A 17500-nucleotide genomic window follows, 5' to 3' on the forward strand; every position below is an offset into this window, starting at 1 on the left:
GCCCGAACAGGAACGCCGCACGATCCGATCGACCACGGTGTAGCCGCGGAACTCGCGTGCTTGGAGGCGTAACTCGCGTGATCAGAGGCGTAACTCGTGAGATACGCCTTCAATCACGCGAGTTACGCCTCTGATCACGCGAGTTGCGAGTTTCGGGTCAGACCAGTTCCGAGGAGACGACCGACGACAGTCCCCGCAGCCTCTCCAGCAGCGGCTCGACCTCATCGGTGTCGATCAGGACGGCGCAGGTCATGGTGCTTTCGCGGACGCCGTCGCGGACGTCGACGGAGAGGTCGTGGACCAGGCAGCCGAGCGACTCGACCAGGCCGGGGATCTGCTCGACGCCACCGACGAAGTACGTCGCGATCCGGCGGCGGACCAGCATGGACGAGCGGGGTGCGGGGATCTGGAACGAAACAGCGGACATCGTGGACTCCAAGGGCGGGAAACGTACAGGCCATGGAGGGCCAGGTCCCGGGAGATGCCCCGTATCGAGGGGTCGCCGGACTGCGCGCCGGCGACCTGGTTCAGCCGGCGCGCTCGACTACGAGTCGGGAAAAGCGGCGCACGGCGACAGGCTAGCACGTCACGAGAGGCGTAGCCGGGAACCCTGCTCGCGGACGTGCGCGGCGGAGCCGCAGTCGAGGTCCAGCTGCCGCTGCCGCTCGGCCACGAACGCCCGGCCGAGGCCCGTCCGGTCCGAAGTGGACAGCGTGCGCCGCAGTTCGTTGAGCAACCCGCGTTCCTCCGCGCGGATATGCGCGTCCACCGAATTCTCCAGTACCGCCAACGCTTTCTCGGGATCGGCGGATTCCAGCACGGCCAGGAGTTCGTCCGCGAGCCCGCGGTCGCTCGCCTCGGGACGGACGATCCGTTCGGTCGCGGTGGCGTGGGCGACCAGTGCCGCCGAGAGCTCCGCGATCAGCGCCGGACGGTCGGCCTCGTCGTTGCGGAGGTCCCGGAACAGCTGTTCGATCCGGCGGTGGTCGGCGAGGACGACCTCGACCAGGTCGGAGCCCGGGGGAGCGGCGGTCGGGCCCGGACGCATCCAGCCGAACGTCAGCTCCACGGCTTGGCGCCAGTGCGAGTACTCACTGTCGCGGCGGGCGGGGTCCATCGTCGGCAGCCACTGCCCGGCACGGTGCCAGTTCCGGCGCAGACCCTCCAGATCCGGCCAGTATCCGACCGACAACCCGGCCGCGTACGCCGCGCCCAGCGAAACCGTCTCGGCGACCATCGGCCGCACCACTGGCACGTCGAGGACGTCGGCGACGAACTGCATCAGCAGGTTGTCGGCGGTCATCCCGCCGTCCACCTTGAGCGTCGAGAGCGCGAGCCCCGAGTCGGCGTTCATCGCGTCGACGACCTCGCGCGTCTGCCAGCCGGTCGCCTCCAGCACCGCGCGGGCGAGGTGCCCCTTGGTGATGTACGACGTCAGCCCGGCGATGACACCGCGTGCCTCGCTGTGCCAGTGCGGCGCGAACAGGCCCGAGAAGGCGGGCACGATGTAGCAGCCGCCGTTGTCCTCGACCGTCCGCGCCAGCGTCTCGATCTCGGGCGCGCTGCCGATCAGTTCGAGCCCGTCGCGGAACCACTGCACCAGCGACCCGGTGACGGCGATCGACCCTTCGAGGGCGTAGACGGCGGGCTCGTCGCCGATCTTGAACCCCACGGTGGTCAGCATGCCGTGGGTCGAGAGCACGGGGGTCGGGCCGGTGTTGAGCAGCAGGAAGCTGCCCGTGCCATACGTGCACTTCGCCTCGCCGGGCGCGAAGCAGGTCTGGCCGAACAGCGCCGCCTGCTGGTCACCGAGCGCAGCCGCGATCCGGATCCCCGGCACCACACGCGACGTCGTCCCGTACACCTCGGTCGACGGGCGGATCTCCGGCAGCATCGCGCGCGGGACGTCGAAGAACTCCAGCAGTTCGTCGTCCCAAGACAGCGTCCGCAGGTTCATCAGCATGGTGCGCGAGGCATTGGTGACGTCGGTGATGTGGACGCCGCCCTCGGGTCCGCCGGTCAGGTTCCAGATCAGCCAGCTCTCGACCGTCCCGAACAGCACGTCACCGCGCTCGGCGCGTTCCCGCAGGCCAGGAGTCCTTTCCAGCATCCAGCGGATCCGGGGAGCGGAGAAGTACGTCGCCAGCGGCAGCCCGCACAGCCGCCGCACGCGGTCCGCGCCCGGCTCGCGGGCGAGTTGTTCGAGCATCGCGTCGGTGCGGGTGTCCTGCCAGACGATCGCGCGCCCGACCGGGTTGCCGGTGTGCCGGTCCCACAGCACCGTCGTCTCGCGCTGGTTCGCGATGCCGAGCCCGACCACTTGAGCGGCTTCGACGCCGGCGTCGGCCAGCGCCTGCGGCACGATCCGGCCGACGTTGCGCCAGATCTCAGTCGCGTCGTGCTCGACCCACCCCGGCCGCGGGAAGTGCTGCTGGTGTTCGCGCTGCGCGACCGACACCAGCCTGCCGCGCGCGTCGAACAGGATGCACCGCGTCGAGGTGGTGCCCTGGTCGATCGACATCACGTAGCGCTGGACCACGCGAGCACCTCCATCACCATCGGGACGCGCCGAGATCGCGGGAGACCGCCCGTGCCGCGTCGCGCACGTGGCCGAGCAGCCGCGGGATCGGGCTGCCGTCGGCTTCACAGATCCGTTCCGTCGCGCCGGACACCCCGATCGCGCCGACCACGATGCCGCCGTGGCCGCGGATCGGCGCCGCTATCCCGGCCTCACCGGTGATCATCTCGCCGTTCTCGCTCGCCCAGCCCGCCTCGCGCACCTTGCCGCAGGCGCGTTTGATCGCGGTCTGGGTGACCAGGGTCCGGCGGGTGTAGGCCTCCGGCTCGCCGGTGCGCAACGATGCCACGAGACCGGTGTCGTAGGCCAGAAGCACTTTCCCGAGGGCGGTCGCGTGCAACGGCAGAAGCGTCCCGACGTCGAGGGTCTGCAGGCTGTCGTCGGGGCGGAAAACGTGGTGCACCACCAGGACCCGGCCTTCCAGCGGCGCGCCGATCCGGACGGCTTCACCGCTGCGAGCGGCCAGCGCGTCGGCCCAGTTGATAGCGCGTGACCGGAGCTCGTTGACGTCGAGATAGCTCGTGCCGAGGTGCAGCAGCGCCGCGCCCAGTTGGTATTTCCCGGTGTCGCGGTCTTGTTCGACAAAGCCGACCCCTTGCAGGGTGCGCAGGATCCCGTGCGCAGTTCCTTTGGCGAGTTCGAGGGAATCGGCGATCTCGCCGACCCCCAGACGCCCCGAACCGCGCGCCAGCAACCGCAGGATCGCGGCGGCGCGCTCGATGGACTGGATCGGACCGGGCACGGCTCAACCGTAGCCCGACCGGCCCTGATTCGACAATGTCGAACATCGTCTTCGACCGTTCGACAATGCCGACCGGCGTCCGTTGACCCCGCGTTTCCGCGAACTTAACTTCGGCCTCAACAGGGCAACGGTGTCCTTTGTGGAGGAAGCAATGGTGCGAAACCTCAAGGCTCGCGGACTGGCGGGCGAACTGGCGGCGGAGTTCGTCGGGACGATGATCCTCATCCTGTTCGGCTGCGGGGTAGTGGCTCAAGTCGTCGCCGCGGGCATCGGGGACCACGACAGCATCGCGTGGGCCTGGGGCATCGGTGTCACGCTCGGTATCTACGTGGCTTCACGGATCAGCGGCGCCCACCTGAACCCCGCCGTCACCGTGGCGCTCGCGGTGTTCAAGGGCTTCTCATGGCGCAAGGTCGCCCCGTACGCCCTGGCGCAGACCGCCGGCGCGTTCCTGGGTGCGCTGCTGGTGCGCTGGAACTACACCGAGGTGCTCAACGCCGCCGACCCCGGCCTGACGATCAAGACCCAGGGCGTGTTCTCCACCCTTCCGGGTAACGGAACCCTGCCGGTGGGTGACTGGGGCGCCTTCCGTGACCAGATCATCGGTACCGCGATCCTCGCGCTGGTGATCTTCGCCATCACCGACCTCCGCAACACCGCGCCCGCCGCGAACCTCGCCCCGGTCGTCGTCGGCTTCCTGGTGGTCGCGATCGGCATGGCCTGGGGCACCAACGCCGGCTACGCGATCAACCCCGCCCGCGACTTCGGCCCGCGGCTGATGTCCTGGCTCACCGGTTACGACACCGCGTTCACCGACCAATACGGCTATCCGTACTGGTGGATCCCGATCGTGGCGCCGGTCATCGGCGCGGTGATCGGCGGGGCGATCTACAAGTTCTTCATCGAGCGTTACCTGCCCGCCGAACCGGCGCCGGAAGCCTTGCCCGCCAAGGACATCGAGCGCGTTTCCTAAGGAGCGAAACCATGTCTGACTACATCGGCGCCGTCGACCAGGGCACCACCAGCACGCGCTTCATGATCTTCGACCACGGCGGCAACGAGATCGCCCGCCACCAGCTCGAACACGAGCAGATCCTTCCCAAGCCGGGCTGGGTCGAACACGACGCCACCGAGATCTGGGAGCGGACCCGTTCGGTCATCGCCACCGCGCTCAACAAGGCGAAGCTGACCGCCGCCGACCTCGCGTCGCTCGGCATCACCAACCAGCGTGAGACCACCGTCGTGTGGAACCGTCGCACCGGGCGGCCCTACTGCAACGCCATCGTGTGGCAGGACACCCGCACCGACCGGATCGCGTCGGCGCTGGAGCGCGAGGGCAAGGGCGACGTCATCCGGCGGAAGGCCGGGCTGCCGCCCGCCACCTACTTCTCCGGCGGCAAGCTGCAGTGGATCCTGGAGAACGTCGACGGCGTCCGCGAAGACGCCGAAACGGGTGACGCGCTCTTCGGCACCACAGACACCTGGCTCATCTGGAACCTCACCGGCGGCCCCGACGGCGGCGTCCACGTGACGGACCCGACCAACGCGTCGCGCACCATGCTCATGGACCTGGAAACGCTGGAGTGGGACGACGAACTGCTGTCGTTCTTCGGCGTCCCCAAGCAGATGCTGCCGTCGATCGCGCCGTCTTCGAACAACGGCCGCTTCGGTGTCACCCGTGCGGACGGCCCGCTCGGCGGCGAGGTCGCCATCACCGGCGTGCTCGGCGACCAGCAGGCGGCGACCGTCGGGCAGGTGTGTTTCCGTCCCGGCGAGGCCAAGAACACCTACGGCACCGGCAACTTCCTGCTGCTCAACACCGGGCACGAGGTCGTGCGCTCGAAGCACGGCCTGCTCACGACGCTGGCCTACCAGTTCGGCGACGAGAAGCCGGTGTACGCGCTGGAAGGTTCGATCGCCGTCACGGGTTCCGCCGTCCAGTGGCTGCGCGATCAGCTGGGCATCATCAGCGGCGCGTCCCAGAGCGAGAGCCTCGCGCGCCAGGTCGAGGACAACGGCGGCGTCTACTTCGTCCCCGCGTTCTCCGGGCTTTTCGCGCCGTACTGGCGATCCGACGCGCGTGGGGCGATCGTCGGCCTCACCCGCGCCACCACCAACGCGCATCTGGCGCGGGCGACGCTCGAAGCGATCTGCTACCAGACCCGCGACGTCGTCGAGGCCATGCAGAACGACTCGGGCGTCACGCTCGACGTGTTGCGTGTGGACGGTGGCGTGACGGCGAACGAACTCTGCATGCAGCTCCAGGCGGACATCCTCGGCGTGCCGGTGTCGAAGCCGGTCGTCGCGGAGACCACCGCCCTCGGCGCCGCCTACGCGGCCGGGCTCGCCGTCGGGTTCTGGAAGAGCACCGACGAGCTGGAACAGAACTGGAACGAGGACAAGCGCTGGGAGCCGTCGTGGACGGACGAACAGCGCGCCGAGGGCTACGCGGGCTGGCAGAAGGCCGTCGGCCGCACGCTCGACTGGGTCGAGGTCGAGTGAGCCCGATGAACAGGAGGAACAGAGTGACACCCGTACCGCTTTCCCCGGTCTACCGTGCCGAGACGCTGCGCAAGCTCGCTCGCGAGGAGATCGACGTGCTGGTCGTCGGCGGGGGAGTGACCGGTGCCGGCGTCGCGCTCGACGCGGCGTCGCGCGGGCTCTCCGTCGCGCTCGTCGAGGCCCGTGACTTCGCCGCGGGTACGTCCAGCCGATCGTCCAAACTGATCCACGGCGGCCTGCGTTACCTGGAGAACCTGGACTTCAAGCTGGTCCGTGAGGCGCTGAAGGAGCGGAGCCTGCTGCTGCAGACGCTGGCGCCGCATCTGGTGCGGCCGGTGAAGTTCCTCGTGCCGCTCAAGCACCGGGTCTGGGAACGCGGCTACATCGGCGCGGGTGTCACGCTCTACGACACCCTCGGCGGCGCGCGGGCCCTGCCGCGGCACCGGCACCTGTCCAAGCGCGGCGCGGGCAAGGTCGCTCCCGGCCTCGCGGACGACGCCCTGATCGGCGCCATCCAGTACTACGACGCGCAGGTCGACGACGCACGCCACACGATGACCATCGCGCGGACCGCGGCCGAACAGGGCGCCTCCGTCCTCACCCGTGCCCGCGTGACGTCGTTGATCCGCGACGGCGAACGCGTCGTCGGAGCCAAGGTCGTCGACCGCGAGAGCGGTGCGGAGATCGAGGTCCGGGCGAAGACGGTCGTCGCGGCCACCGGCGTCTGGAGCGACGACATGGCCGAGGCGGCGGGCATCCCCGCGCCGTTCACCGTGCGCGCCTCGAAGGGCATCCACCTGGTGGTGCCGCGCGAGAAGATCGACCTGGACACCGGGCTGATCCTGCGGACCGAGAAGAGCGTCCTGTTCGTCATCCCGTGGGGGCGGCACTGGATCGTCGGCACCACCGACACCGAATGGGACCTCGACCGCGAGCACCCGGCGGCCAGCCAGGCGGATGTCGACTACGTGCTCGATCACCTCAACGCGGTCCTGCGCACGCCGATCACCGCCGACGACATCGAAGGCGTGTACGCGGGGCTTCGGCCGCTGCTGGCCGCGAAGGCGACGTCGACGACGAAGCTCTCGCGGGAGCACGCCGTGGCGCATCCGGTGCCGGGCCTGGTGATCGTGGCCGGCGGCAAGTACACGACGTACCGGGTGATGGCCGCCGACGCCGTCGACGTCGCGGTGGAGGACCTCGGCCGTCCTGCGCCGTCTTCGTGGACCGAGCGGCTGCCGATCGTCGGTGCGACGGGTTACCACGAGATGTGGGGTGCGCGGCATTCGCTCGTGCAGCGCACGGGGTTGCCCATCGCGCGCATCGAGCACCTGCTCCAGCGCTACGGCACCGCGATCGAGGACATCCTGGAGTCGATCTCGGAACGTCCTGAACTGGGCGAAGCGATCCCGGGGACGGCGGAGTACCTGAAGGCGGAGGTCGTCTACGCGGTCTCGCACGAAGGCGCACTGCACCTCGAGGACGTCCTGACGCGGCGCACCCGGATCTCCATCGAGGAGCGGGATCGCGGGGTGACGGCGGCGCCGGTGGTGGCGGAGCTGATGGCGCCGCTGCTGGGCTGGGACTCGCACAAGCAGGAGCGCGAGGTCGCCAATTACCTCGCGCGGGTCGAGGCGGAGCGTTCCGCGCAGGCCCAGCCGGACGACGAAGCGGCGAACGCCAGCCGTCTCGCTGCTCCGGCGCTGTTGCCGAGCTGATTCCGAAGCGCGTGAAGGCCCCCTTCCCCTCGACTGAGCCGAGGGAAGGGGGCCTTCACGCGCTGTGCCGTTACTTGAGCCAGTCGAGGTAGCTGGTCCCGGCGATGCGGGCGCCGTCCTTCGTGGTGAGGACGTCGCCCTTGACGGCGGCGAACATGCCCGCCGTCTCGTCGACGGTCACCGGACGCGTGTCTCCCTTGGCGGACAACGTGATCCTGCCCAGCTCGTCCAGCGGGTAGACGTCCGGGCCGCCGACGTCGAGGGTTCCGTTCAGCGGCTTCCCCGCCGACACCTCGGAAACGGCGGCGGCGACGTCCGCCGCGGCGATCGGCTGGATCGGGGTGGTGGGCAGGCGGACCGCGGTCTCGTCGGAGGTCCAGGACAGGACCGCGCCGACGAATTCCATGAACTGGGTGGCGCGGACGATCGAGTAGGGGACGCCGCTCTCCTTGAGGATGTCCTCCTGCAGCGTCTTCGCCCGGTAGTAGTCGAGATCGGGCACCTGGTCGACGCCGACGATCGACAGGATCACGAAGTGCCCGGTGCCCGCTTTCTTCGCGGCCGCCACGAGGTTGTCCATCGACGTCCGGAAGAACGCGGGGGAGGCGTCGTCGAAGGTCGGCGAGTTCGTGAGGTTGACGACCACGTCGGCGCCGTCGAGTGCGGAGTCCAGCCCCTGGCCGGTGAGCAGGTCGACCCCGGTGGACGGCGAATGCGGCACGGCCTCGTGCCCTGCCTCATTCAGATTGCGCACGACCTGCGAACCGATCAGCCCGGTCCCGCCGATGATCGCGAATTTCATGACCCAGTGCCCTTCGCCGGTGTCGTCCGGTTAACCCGGACAACTCATGTCCGAGATAATACTCGGATACATTGTGTCCGAGTCAAGAGGCGGGTTAGAGTCATCCGGGTGAAGATGTCCGGTGGGGTCGAGTGGGCACTGCACTGCTGTGTCGTGCTGACCTCGGTCGACGAACCCGCGCCCGCCGCGCGCCTGGCGCAGCTGCACGACGTCTCGCCGAGTTACCTCGCGAAGCAGCTCCAGGCGCTTTCCCGGGCCGGCCTCATCCGGTCGGTGCAGGGGAAGGCCGGGGGATACGCCCTCACCCGGCCGCCTTCGGAGATCACCGTGCTCGACGTCGTCGAGGCCATCGACGGCCCTGGCCCAGCCTTCGTCTGCACCGAGATCCGGCAGCGCGGCCCGATGGCGACGCCGTCCGAGGCGTGCACCGCGCCGTGCGCCATCAGCCGCGCGATGGCGAACGCCGAAGTCCAGTGGCGGGCGGCGTTGCGCGCGGTCTCCATCGCGGATCTGGCCGACGACGTCCGGGGCGACTACGGTCCGGGCGCGCTCGCCGGGATCGGCGCGTGGTTCAAGGCCGCCGAGGGGTAGCGGGCATCAGCGCGGTCGCGACCATGGTCGCCACCACCACTGCCGCCGCGAGCGAGAACGCCCGCACCACGGAATGACCGTGCAGGAAGACGGTGCCGAGCACCGCGATGCCCAGCGTCGCGCCCACCTGCTGCACCGCGTTCAGCAGCCCCGCCGCCGATCCGGTCTCATGTGGACGGACGACGGACAGCGCCGCGGTGAAGAACGGCACCGTGAACAGTCCCAGGCCGAGTCCGCCGATCCCGAGCGCGAGCGGCAGCGGACCGGTCATGGCCAGCAGAATTCCCGCGAGCAACAGTGCCAGGCCGGCGAAGGCGACACGCGATCCGTACCGGGGCACGAGCCATTTGCCCGCCACCCAAGAAGAAACCGCCAGCCCGCCCGACCACGGCAGCAGCGTCAGCCCGGACGCGAGCACGCCGAGACCCTTGTCGAGCTGCTGGTGCAGGACCACCACGAGCATCATCCCGTTCATCACGGCGAAGAACAGCGTCGACGCCGCCAGCGCCGCGGGGAAACCGCGGTGTGCGAACAAGCTCGGCTCTACCAGGGGATGACGCCGGTTCCGCTGGTGGAATCCGAACAGGACCAGCACGGCGGCGCCGGTGGCGAAGAGACTCCAGCTCCACCGGTCGATCAGCGGGTACACCAGAAGCCCGATGCCGAGCGAGGCGAGCAAGGTGCCGGGCACGTCCAGCCGGACCGGATGTCCGGCGCGGTCTTCCGGCAGCAGCCTTCCGGCCACGAGCACCACGATCGAGATCGGCACGTTCACCAGGAACGCCGCCCGCCACGAGACCAGGTCCGTCAGCAGGGCGCCCAGCAGCGGCCCGCTCACGGCGGACAGGCCGACCACCGGCCCGTTCCAGCCCAGCGCGGCCGACAGTGCCGGGCCGGAGAACAGGACCTTGATCAAGCCGAAGGTCTGCGGGATCACCAGTGCCGCCGCCATGCCCTGCACGGCTCGCGCGCCGGTCAGCGCGCCGGTGCCCGGTGCGAGCGCGCAGCACAACGAGGCCAGGGCGAACACGGCGACGCCGGACAGGAACACGCGTCGGCGGCCCAGCAGGTCGCCGAGCCTTCCGCCGGTGATCAGGAGTACCGCGAAAGGGAGGGTGTACGCGGCGCCGAACCATTGGATGGCGGAGGCGGGGCCGCCGAGATCCGCGTGGATCGCCGGACCGGCGACCTGGGTGATCGTGGCGTCCAGCACGTTCATCGCCTCCGCCGCGAGCAGCGTGGCGAGCGGAACCGATCGGGTCTTCGTCAGTTGCATGATCGAGATCGTGCGGTGAAGATGACGTCTGTTCCATGAATCCCGGATCGGATGGACGAAATATTCCATGCTCGACGACATCGACCGCGCTTTGATCCACGCCCTGCAGATCGACGCGCGTGCGCCGTTCAGCCGGATCGGGGCGGTGCTCGGTGTCTCGACCCAGACCGTCGCCCGGCGCTACCAGCGGCTCCGCGCCGAATCCGGATTGCGTGTCGTCGGCCTGCCCGATCCCGACCGGACGGGTCTGACGCAGTGGCTGGTGCGGCTCAGCGCGCAGCCGGCCACCGCGCGGACGCTCGCCCGTTCGCTGGCGAAGCGGCCGGACACGTCCTGGGTCAAGCTCACCTCGGGTGGCACGGAGATCGTGACGATCGCGCACACACCGCGACACGAGCAGAGCGCCATGCTGCTGCACGACATCCCGCGCACCGCGAGCGTCACGGCGGTGTCCGCGCATTTCATCCTGCACACCTACCTCGGCGGCCCGACGGCGTGGCGCGGACGGGTCGCCGCGCTGACGGAGGATCAGCAGGAGGCGTTGCGGCCGGCGGAATCCGTCGCCGGCGACAGCCCTCTGACGGCGGCGGACCACGCGCTGATCGCCGCACTCCGGCACGACGGGCGGGCGAGCATCGCGGATCTCGCCGCGGCGGCGGGGCCGGCCCCGGCGACCGCGGCTCGCCGTCTGGCGGATCTCCGCGCCCGGGGCGCGCTCTTCTTCGACGTCGAGATCAGCGCGGCCCTGTACGGCGTGACCACGCAGGCGTTCCTGTGGATGGCCGTCGCGCCGGCCGATCTCGACGAGGTGGCGACGACGCTGGCCACTCACGAGGAGCTCGCCGTCGTCGTCGCCACCACCGGGCCCACCAACCTGGCCGCGCAGGCGCTATGCCCGGATCCCGCCGCGCTACACCACTACCTCACGCACCGGCTCGGCGCGCTGCGTGCGATCCACACGGTGCACACCGCGCCGGTGCTGGAGATCGTGAAGGCGGTCGGACCGCTCACGCCTTGAACCGGTCGGCGTGCTCGGCGACCCACTGCGCGAAGGTGCGGGCAGGGCGTCCGGTCACCTTCTCGATCGTGTCGACGACGGTGCGCGCCTCCACCGGCGGATCGCTGTGCCAGCCGACGACGTACTCGGCGTCCGCGACCGAGACGCCTTCGGCCAGCAGCCGGTCGATCGCCTGCTGCCGCGTGATCCGCTCCAGCGCGATGTCACGGCCGACGCCGGAGCCGAGGATCGCGATCCGTTCGCTCGTGGTCAGCGCTTCCGGGCCGGTGAGGTTGTAGACCTTGCCCGAATGCCCGTCCTCCACGAGCGCGGTGGCGGCGACGGCGCCGATGTCGCCCTCGTGCACGACCGCGCTCGGGAGGTCGAACGGCTCACGGACCACGCCGTCGGTGCGGACGGAGTCGACCCAGGTCAGGGCGTTGGACATGAACTCCTGCGGCTCCAGCCGCGTCCACTCGACGCCGGATTCGGCCATGGCCTGTTCCGTCGGCCCGACGTAGCCGCCCCAGACGACGGTCATGCGCCGGACACCCGCGTCCACGGCACGTTTGACCAGGTCGGCGCCGACGTCGGCGAGCCCCGCCGTCACGGTGATGTGCAGCCGGGTGACGCCGTCGAGGGCGTCGTTCAGCGTTTCCGGCGCGGTGTGCGTGCCTTCCACGAGTTCGACGCCTGCCGGAAGCCGCGCCGCGGCGGGGTTCCTGCTGAGTGCCCGGACGCGTTCCCCGCGGCGGACGAGTTCGGTGACGACGTGGCGGCCGGTGTTCCCGGTGGCGCCGGTTACCAAGACGGTCATGAGTGATTCCCTTCGTTTCCCGTGACGTTAAAAGCTCAAGTAATGTGGAGGTCAAGCGGACCGATCAGGAATCGAGAAGCGTCGAGGTGCACGGGATCCCTAGCGTCTTCGCCACAGGCAAAACGACTCCAGGAGGTTCCCGTGAGCAAGCGGATCCGGACGTTCCACCGGTGGACGTCGCTCGTCTTCGTCGCCACCGTCGTCGTGTGCTTCGTGGTCGTCGCGTCGGGCGACCCGGCCGAATGGGTGCTCTACACCCCACTGCCGCCGCTCTTCCTGCTGATGTTCAGCGGTCTCTACCTGTTCGCGCTGCCGTATACCGCCAAGCGGCGGAACCGGCGGCGCGTGGCCGGGTGACTCGCCGAGTCTTAGTTCATGGCAAAAATTAACACTCGCCGTACCGGCCGGAAACCCTTGACGCGGCCGCCGGGTCCGGTGAGGATCGGCCGGTCCCCGCCTTCCGCAGAATGGACCAGACCATGGCAAGACGTGCCCGTGCGCGCCGAAGTCCGCTGATCGCCTTGATGAGTCTCACGCTGCTCGGCGGGGCCGTGGTCGCCACGCCCGCCGCCGTCGCCGCCGAACAACCGGTGATCGGGAAGCCCGCGTTCGACCGGGACGGCTGTGCCCGGATCGAGAAGAGCCTGCCGACGCTCGCCGACTGGCCGAAGGTCGAAAGCCGGTTCAAGGGCAAGGGCGGGGACGAGAAGCGGATCGCCCGGATCCTCGAAGGGATGACCCTGGAGGAGAAGGTCGGGCAGATGACGCAGCCCGAGATCGCGGCGATCACCCCCGACGAGGTCCGGCAGTACTCGATCGGCTCGGTCCTCAACGGCGGCGGTTCGTGGCCGAACAAGGACAAGCACGCCTCCCAGCAGGACTGGCTGAAGCTCGCGGACGCCTACTGGGACGCCGCGAAGGGCAGCCGGACGAAGATCCCGGTGATCTGGGGTATCGACGCCGTGCACGGCAACAACAACGTGTACGGCGCCACCGTCTTCCCGCACAACATCGGTCTCGGCGCGGCGCACGATCCGTGCCTGGTGCGCGACGTCTCCGCGGCGACGGCCCGGCAGATCCGCGCCACCGGCCAGGACTGGGCCTTCGCGCCGACGCTGGCCGTCGTGAAGGACGACCGCTGGGGCCGCACCTACGAAGGGTTCTCCGAGGACCCGCGGATCACCCGGGCCTACGGTTACGAGGCGATCAACGGTCTCCAGGACGGCTCGACCAAACGCATCGGCTACAACGGCGTGATCGGCACCGCCAAGCACTTCATCGGGGACGGCGGCACCCTCAAGGGCCAGGACCAGGGCGTCAACCCGGCGTCCGAAGCCGAGATGATCAACGTCCACGGGCAGGGCTACTACGGCGCGCTCGCGGCGGGTTCCCAGACCGTGATGGTGTCGTTCAACAGCTGGACCAACGCCGAACTCGGTATCGACGAGGGCAAGCTGCACGGCAGCGACAAGGCGCTGAACCAGATCCTCAAGGGCAAGATGGGCTTCGACGGCCTCGTCGTGTCCGACTGGAACGGTATCGGCCAGGTTCCCGGCTGCACCAACGCTTCCTGCCCGCAGGCGATCAACGCCGGCATCGACATCGTGATGGTGCCGAACGACTGGAAGGCGTTCATCGCCAACACCGTGGCCCAGGTCGAGGACGGCCGGATCCCGCTTTCGCGGATCGACGACGCGGTGACCCGGATCCTGCGCGTCAAGCTGCGTTCGGGACTGTACGAGGCGCAGAAGCCGTCGGACCGGTCCTACGCCAACTCCGACGAGGCGCTGAAGGAGACCTGGCTGGCGCGCGACGCCGTCCGTTCGTCGCAGACTTTGCTGAAGAACAACGGCAACGTGCTGCCGCTGAAGCCGAAGTCGAAGGTCCTCGTGGTCGGCAAGAGCGCGGACAGCATCCAGAACCAGACCGGTGGCTGGACGCTGAGCTGGCAGGGGACCGGCAACACCAACGCCGATTTCCCCAATGCGACCTCGATCCTCGCCGGGCTCAAGCAGCAGCTCGGTGACGTCAACGTCACCTTCGACGAGAAGGGCGACACGGATCCGAAGGGCTACGACGCCGTCATCGCCGTCATCGGTGAGACCCCGTACGCGGAAGGCGTCGGCGACCTGACCCGCAAGACGCTGGAGGCTTCGAAGCTCTACCCCGAGGATCTGGCCGTCCTGGACAAGGTCCGCGGCAAGGGCGCTCCCGTCGTCACCGTCTACGTCGGCGGCCGCCCGCTGTACATGAACAAGGAGCTCAACCGCTCCGACGCGTTCGTCGCGGCGTGGCTGCCCGGTACCGAAGGCGGCGGTGTCGCCGACGTCCTGCTCAAGGGTGGCTTCAAGGGCACGCTGCCGTACTCGTGGCCGAAGAGCGCGTGTCAGACGCCGCTGAACGCGGGTTCGGCAGACTACGACCCGCTGTTCAAACTCGGCTACGGCCTCAAGACCGGCCAGCGCGTCACCATCGGCCAGCTGGACGAGACGGCCGGGCCCGTGACGTGCGGCTCGACCGGTGGCGGCGGCACGGCGACCGAGGATCTCGAAGTGTTCAACCGCACCGATGTCGCGCCGTACAAGGGTTTCATCGGCTCGGCCGAGAACTGGGGCGGTACCGAGATCGGTCCCGACGGCGCCGCCTCGCACGCCGAGATCAGCGTCGTTCAGTCGGACGTCAACGTGCAGCAGGACGGGCTCAAGTCGACCTGGACCGGCACCGGGCCGGCGCAGCTCTACTTCCAGAACCCGGCCGGTACCAACGATCTGCGGGGCTACCTCAACGCCGACGCGGCGCTGGAGTTCGACATGATCGTGCACGAGGCGCCCGCCGGCCGGACGGTGATCAGCATGCACTGCGTCTACCCGTGCTTCTCCGAGGTGAACGCGACCAAGCTGTTCACCGATCTGGCGGGAGCGCCGAAGTCGACGGTGAAGATCCCGGTGTCGTGCTTCGCCAACGGGCTCGACCTGGAGAACGTCAACACGCCGTTCCTGGTCTACACGGACGCGAAGTTCTCCGCGTCGTTCGCGAACGTGCGGTGGGTGCCCAAGGGAGCACAGGACCCTGATGCGAGGCCTTGCTCGAGTCTGAGCTGACCTCGACGCCGGGGTCGTCGCTGGCCCGGCATGACGCGAGAGCCACTTTCGCGACCTTCAAGGTTGCGAAAGTGGCTTTCGCGTCTTCGGGGAGCGGTCGGCCGGGGTGTGTGCCCACGGGGACATCGAGCGGCGGTTCGGCGTGACTGGACGGACGACACACGTGATCCGACGGACGACACGCGTGTCCAGACGGACGACACGCGCGTGGGCTCGGCCGCGCACCGTGTCGTCCGTCCGATCACGCGTGTCGTCCAGCCAATCACGCGTGTCGTCCGTCTGATCACGCGAGTTCGCACCGCCCGCGTCAGGTGGTCGCGGGCGGCGACCAGGTCAGCCGCGGATCCGTCTGCACGAAACTGCCCAGCAGGTGATCGATCCGCGTCAGCGCGTCGAGGTCCAGCACCACGCCCGCCGCCTTCGCGTTCTCGGTCACCTGGGCGGCGGTGCTCGCGCCGGTCACCACGGAGGCGACGGTGTTGTGCTGCAACGTCCACGCGAGCGCCAGCTGAGCCATGGTCAGCCCGGCCTCGTCGGCGACGCCGCGCAGCATGCCGACGCGTTCGAGGAGGTCCGGCAGGAGCAGCGGCCGCGTTTCGATCGCCTTGGCGCCCCGTGAGCCCGGCGGGATCTCGCCCGGCCGGTACTTGCCGGTCAGCACGCCCTGTGCGAGGGGGACGGACGCGAACTGCCCGATCCCCGAGCGTTCGCACACCGGCATCACCTGGGCCTCGGCGACCCGCCACAGCATCGAGTAGTGCGGCTGGTTCGCGATGAGCGGGACGCCGTGCCGCTCGGCGATCGGCCGCGCCTCCAGCAGTTGCTCCGCCGTCCATTCCGCGGTGCCCGCGTAGAGGATCTTCCCCTGCCGCACCAGATCCGAAAGCGCGAGGAACGTCTCCTCCAGCGGAGTGCGGTAGTCGAACCGCAGCAGCTGGTAGACGTCGATGTAGTCGGTGCGGAGCCGCCGGAGCGAGCCGTGCAGCGACGTGACCAGGTGTTTGCGGCTGAGGCCGGCGTCGTTGACACCCGGGCCTTCCGGCCAAAAGGCGCCCGTGCACAGGACGAGATCGTCGCGGCGGGCGTGGCTCAGCGCCGCGGCGAGGTTCTCTTCGGCGGCGCCGCCGTCCCAGGCCGCGGCGGTGTGGAAGGTCGTGATGCCCGCGTCGAGCGCGGCCTGCACGCATTCCGCGCCGTCCTGGTGGGTGAGCCAGTTGCCGTAGGAGATCTCACTGACGGACAAGCCGCTCGCGCCGAGCCTGCGGTACTCCATGGTCACCTCTTCCGAGTGCCGGTTTCGAGGATGGTGCGGTCGATCCATTCGTCGAGACCGGCCGCCTTGCGGGCGTAGGTCTCCCGTACCGATTCGTGCGGCAGGATCAGGAACTCCTCCGACGCCAGCCCGTGCACGACGGACTCCGCGACGTCCTCGGGTTCCAGCAGGGGCGCGGCGGCGGCGATCGCGAGCGCGGCGGGATGACCGGCCGCGATACCGGGCTCCAGCAGCGCCGTCCGCACACCGAGCGGGCACAGCGCGCTGACCCGCACCCCGCGCGGACGGTAGGTGATGGCCAGCCATTCGGCGAGCCCGACGGCCGCGTGTTTGGTCACCGAATACGGCGCGTCACCCGGGGTGCCCAGCAGACCCGCGCCCGACGCCGTGATCAGCAGATATCCGTGGCCCCGGCTCAGCATCGCGGGGAGAGCGACCTGCGCGGCGTGCACGTGCTGCATGACGTTGATCGCCCACGACCGCGTCCACTGCTCGTCCGCGGCGTGCACGCCGGTCCCGAACGCGGCACCGGCGTTGGAACAGAAGAGGTCCACCACGCCGAACGTCGAGCGGGCGTCGGTCACCAGCGTCTTCAAGTCCTCTTTGGACGACGCGTCGGCGTGGCGCGCGATCGCGGCGCCGCCCGCGGCGGTGATCTCGGCGACCACCTTCTCCGCGCCCTCGAGGTCGAGATCGGAGACGACCACCCCGGCGGCGCCCTCGGCGGCGAACCGCCTGGCCATGGCCGCGCCGATACCGTGTGCCGCGCCGGTCAGCACGACGACTCGTCCTGTTACTTCCACATGCGCTCCATGGTTATCGATTCTGCTTTCGGTGACAATTCTTCTGTTTTGTTACGCCGGTGAGCAACGCCTTGTCGAAATATGCGACGCGGATGATAAAAGTGCAGGTCGGAGCCATGTTCCACAGGTGTCGACATATTTGTTTCCGGCGCCGGACTTTAGCACGCGTTCCCTTGTTTTCCGAGTTTTCGCGCGAGACTATTGCGCTCTCTGCGGCAAGTAGGTTATTTCTTGGGAATCCCGCTGAAAGATCGCCGAACCCGGCGAGGTTCGACCAGCCCAGCCGAACAGGAGGTCCGC

Annotated in this window: 15 protein-coding genes; 7 read left to right on the forward strand and 8 right to left on the reverse strand. The window is 69.2% G+C overall.

Translation table 11 applies throughout. The features are described from left to right. Positions 1–157: 157 nt before the first annotated feature. The 3 genes from H4W30_RS05775 to H4W30_RS05785 all read right to left on the reverse strand — a co-directional run bounded on the left by H4W30_RS05775 (position 158) and on the right by H4W30_RS05785 (position 3320). Positions 158–427 (reverse strand): hypothetical protein, encoded by a 270-nt coding sequence (locus H4W30_RS05775; RefSeq protein WP_192741826.1) that lies wholly within the window; start codon positions 425–427, stop codon positions 158–160. 159 nt (positions 428–586) lie between these two features. Next, entirely contained in the window at positions 587–2539 is a 1953-nt protein-coding gene (glpK, locus tag H4W30_RS05780; RefSeq protein WP_192741827.1) for a glycerol kinase GlpK, read from the reverse strand. Between the two features lie 13 nt (positions 2540–2552). Continuing rightward, positions 2553–3320, reverse strand: coding sequence for an IclR family transcriptional regulator (locus tag H4W30_RS05785; RefSeq protein ID WP_007033228.1), 768 nt, complete (start codon positions 3318–3320; stop codon positions 2553–2555). Positions 3321–3471: 151 nt separating this feature from the next. On the opposite strand from H4W30_RS05785, the gene H4W30_RS05790 reads away from it, so the two are divergent. From H4W30_RS05790 to glpD, 3 genes are read left to right on the forward strand one after another with little or no spacing between them, the layout of a single operon-like run. Then, the gene (locus H4W30_RS05790; RefSeq protein ID WP_063274356.1) at positions 3472–4293 is read left to right on the forward strand and encodes an MIP/aquaporin family protein; all 822 of its coding nucleotides are present in this window, start codon (positions 3472–3474) and stop codon (positions 4291–4293) included. An 11-nt stretch (positions 4294–4304) separates the two neighbouring features. Next, complete coding sequence (gene glpK / locus H4W30_RS05795; RefSeq protein ID WP_192741828.1) at positions 4305–5822, forward strand: glycerol kinase GlpK; 1518 nt, start codon at positions 4305–4307, stop codon at positions 5820–5822. A 5-nt stretch (positions 5823–5827) separates the two neighbouring features. Then, entirely contained in the window at positions 5828–7540 is a 1713-nt protein-coding gene (glpD, locus tag H4W30_RS05800; protein WP_192741829.1) for a glycerol-3-phosphate dehydrogenase, read from the forward strand. A gap of 70 nt (positions 7541–7610) precedes the next feature. Here glpD and H4W30_RS05805 read toward each other — a convergent pair whose 3' ends face one another. Next, positions 7611–8342: an SDR family oxidoreductase gene (locus H4W30_RS05805; RefSeq protein WP_192741830.1), complete on the reverse strand. Its 732-nt coding sequence runs from the start codon at positions 8340–8342 to the stop codon at positions 7611–7613. A 114-nt stretch (positions 8343–8456) separates the two neighbouring features. Here H4W30_RS05805 and H4W30_RS05810 point away from each other — a divergent pair, with 114 nt between their 5' ends. After that, positions 8457–8933 (forward strand): RrF2 family transcriptional regulator, encoded by a 477-nt coding sequence (locus H4W30_RS05810; protein ID WP_192742446.1) that lies wholly within the window; start codon positions 8457–8459, stop codon positions 8931–8933. On the opposite strand, the gene H4W30_RS05815 is transcribed toward H4W30_RS05810, so the two are convergent. Next, a complete protein-coding gene (locus H4W30_RS05815) occupies positions 8914–10209 on the reverse strand; it encodes an MFS transporter (protein ID WP_192741831.1) in 1296 nt (431 codons plus the stop codon). The genes H4W30_RS05810 and H4W30_RS05815 overlap by 20 nt on opposite strands. Positions 10210–10276: 67 nt before the next feature. On the opposite strand from H4W30_RS05815, the gene H4W30_RS05820 reads away from it, so the two are divergent. Continuing rightward, a complete protein-coding gene (locus H4W30_RS05820) occupies positions 10277–11227 on the forward strand; it encodes an Lrp/AsnC family transcriptional regulator (protein WP_192741832.1) in 951 nt (316 codons plus the stop codon). Here H4W30_RS05820 and H4W30_RS05825 read toward each other — a convergent pair. Next, positions 11217–12023: an NmrA family NAD(P)-binding protein gene (locus tag H4W30_RS05825; RefSeq protein ID WP_192741833.1), complete on the reverse strand. Its 807-nt coding sequence runs from the start codon at positions 12021–12023 to the stop codon at positions 11217–11219. The genes H4W30_RS05820 and H4W30_RS05825 overlap by 11 nt on opposite strands. A 141-nt stretch (positions 12024–12164) precedes the next feature. Between H4W30_RS05825 and H4W30_RS05830 the strand changes: the two genes are divergently transcribed. Continuing rightward, on the forward strand, positions 12165–12380 hold the full coding sequence (locus tag H4W30_RS05830; protein ID WP_192741834.1) for a hypothetical protein: 216 nt from the start codon (positions 12165–12167) through the stop codon (positions 12378–12380). Positions 12381–12547: 167 nt separating this feature from the next. Beyond that, entirely contained in the window at positions 12548–15124 is a 2577-nt protein-coding gene (locus tag H4W30_RS05835) for a glycoside hydrolase family 3 protein (RefSeq protein ID WP_192742447.1), read from the forward strand. A 307-nt stretch (positions 15125–15431) separates the two neighbouring features. Here H4W30_RS05835 and H4W30_RS05840 read toward each other — a convergent pair whose 3' ends face one another. Further along, the gene (locus H4W30_RS05840; protein WP_192741835.1) at positions 15432–16397 is read right to left on the reverse strand and encodes an aldo/keto reductase; all 966 of its coding nucleotides are present in this window, start codon (positions 16395–16397) and stop codon (positions 15432–15434) included. A gap of 2 nt (positions 16398–16399) precedes the next feature. Then, positions 16400–17200 carry an SDR family oxidoreductase gene (locus tag H4W30_RS05845; protein WP_192741836.1) on the reverse strand — a complete coding sequence of 267 codons (801 nt, stop codon included), beginning with the start codon at positions 17198–17200 and terminating at the stop codon, positions 16400–16402. Positions 17201–17500 lie beyond the last annotated feature (300 nt).

This window comes from Amycolatopsis roodepoortensis, from assembly GCF_014873915.1.
Lineage (GTDB): Bacteria > Actinomycetota > Actinomycetes > Mycobacteriales > Pseudonocardiaceae > Amycolatopsis > Amycolatopsis roodepoortensis.

Excerpts from the sequence above, each read along its gene's own strand:
- H4W30_RS05825 (WP_192741833.1), bottom strand. The coding sequence starts at position 12,023 with ATGACCGTCTTGGTAACCGGCGCCACCGGGAACACCGGCCGCCACGTC.
- H4W30_RS05805 (WP_192741830.1), bottom strand. The coding sequence starts at position 8,342 with ATGAAATTCGCGATCATCGGCGGGACCGGGCTGATCGGTTCGCAGGTC.
- H4W30_RS05840 (WP_192741835.1), bottom strand. The coding sequence starts at position 16,397 with ATGGAGTACCGCAGGCTCGGCGCGAGCGGCTTGTCCGTCAGTGAGATC.
- H4W30_RS05815 (WP_192741831.1), bottom strand. The coding sequence starts at position 10,209 with ATGCAACTGACGAAGACCCGATCGGTTCCGCTCGCCACGCTGCTCGCG.
- glpD (WP_192741829.1), top strand. The coding sequence starts at position 5,828 with ATGAACAGGAGGAACAGAGTGACACCCGTACCGCTTTCCCCGGTCTAC.
- H4W30_RS05775 (WP_192741826.1), bottom strand. The coding sequence starts at position 427 with ATGTCCGCTGTTTCGTTCCAGATCCCCGCACCCCGCTCGTCCATGCTG.
- H4W30_RS05835 (WP_192742447.1), top strand. The coding sequence starts at position 12,548 with ATGAGTCTCACGCTGCTCGGCGGGGCCGTGGTCGCCACGCCCGCCGCC.
- H4W30_RS05790 (WP_063274356.1), top strand. The coding sequence starts at position 3,472 with ATGGTGCGAAACCTCAAGGCTCGCGGACTGGCGGGCGAACTGGCGGCG.
- H4W30_RS05820 (WP_192741832.1), top strand. The coding sequence starts at position 10,277 with ATGCTCGACGACATCGACCGCGCTTTGATCCACGCCCTGCAGATCGAC.
- H4W30_RS05810 (WP_192742446.1), top strand. The coding sequence starts at position 8,457 with ATGTCCGGTGGGGTCGAGTGGGCACTGCACTGCTGTGTCGTGCTGACC.
- glpK (WP_192741828.1), top strand. The coding sequence starts at position 4,305 with ATGTCTGACTACATCGGCGCCGTCGACCAGGGCACCACCAGCACGCGC.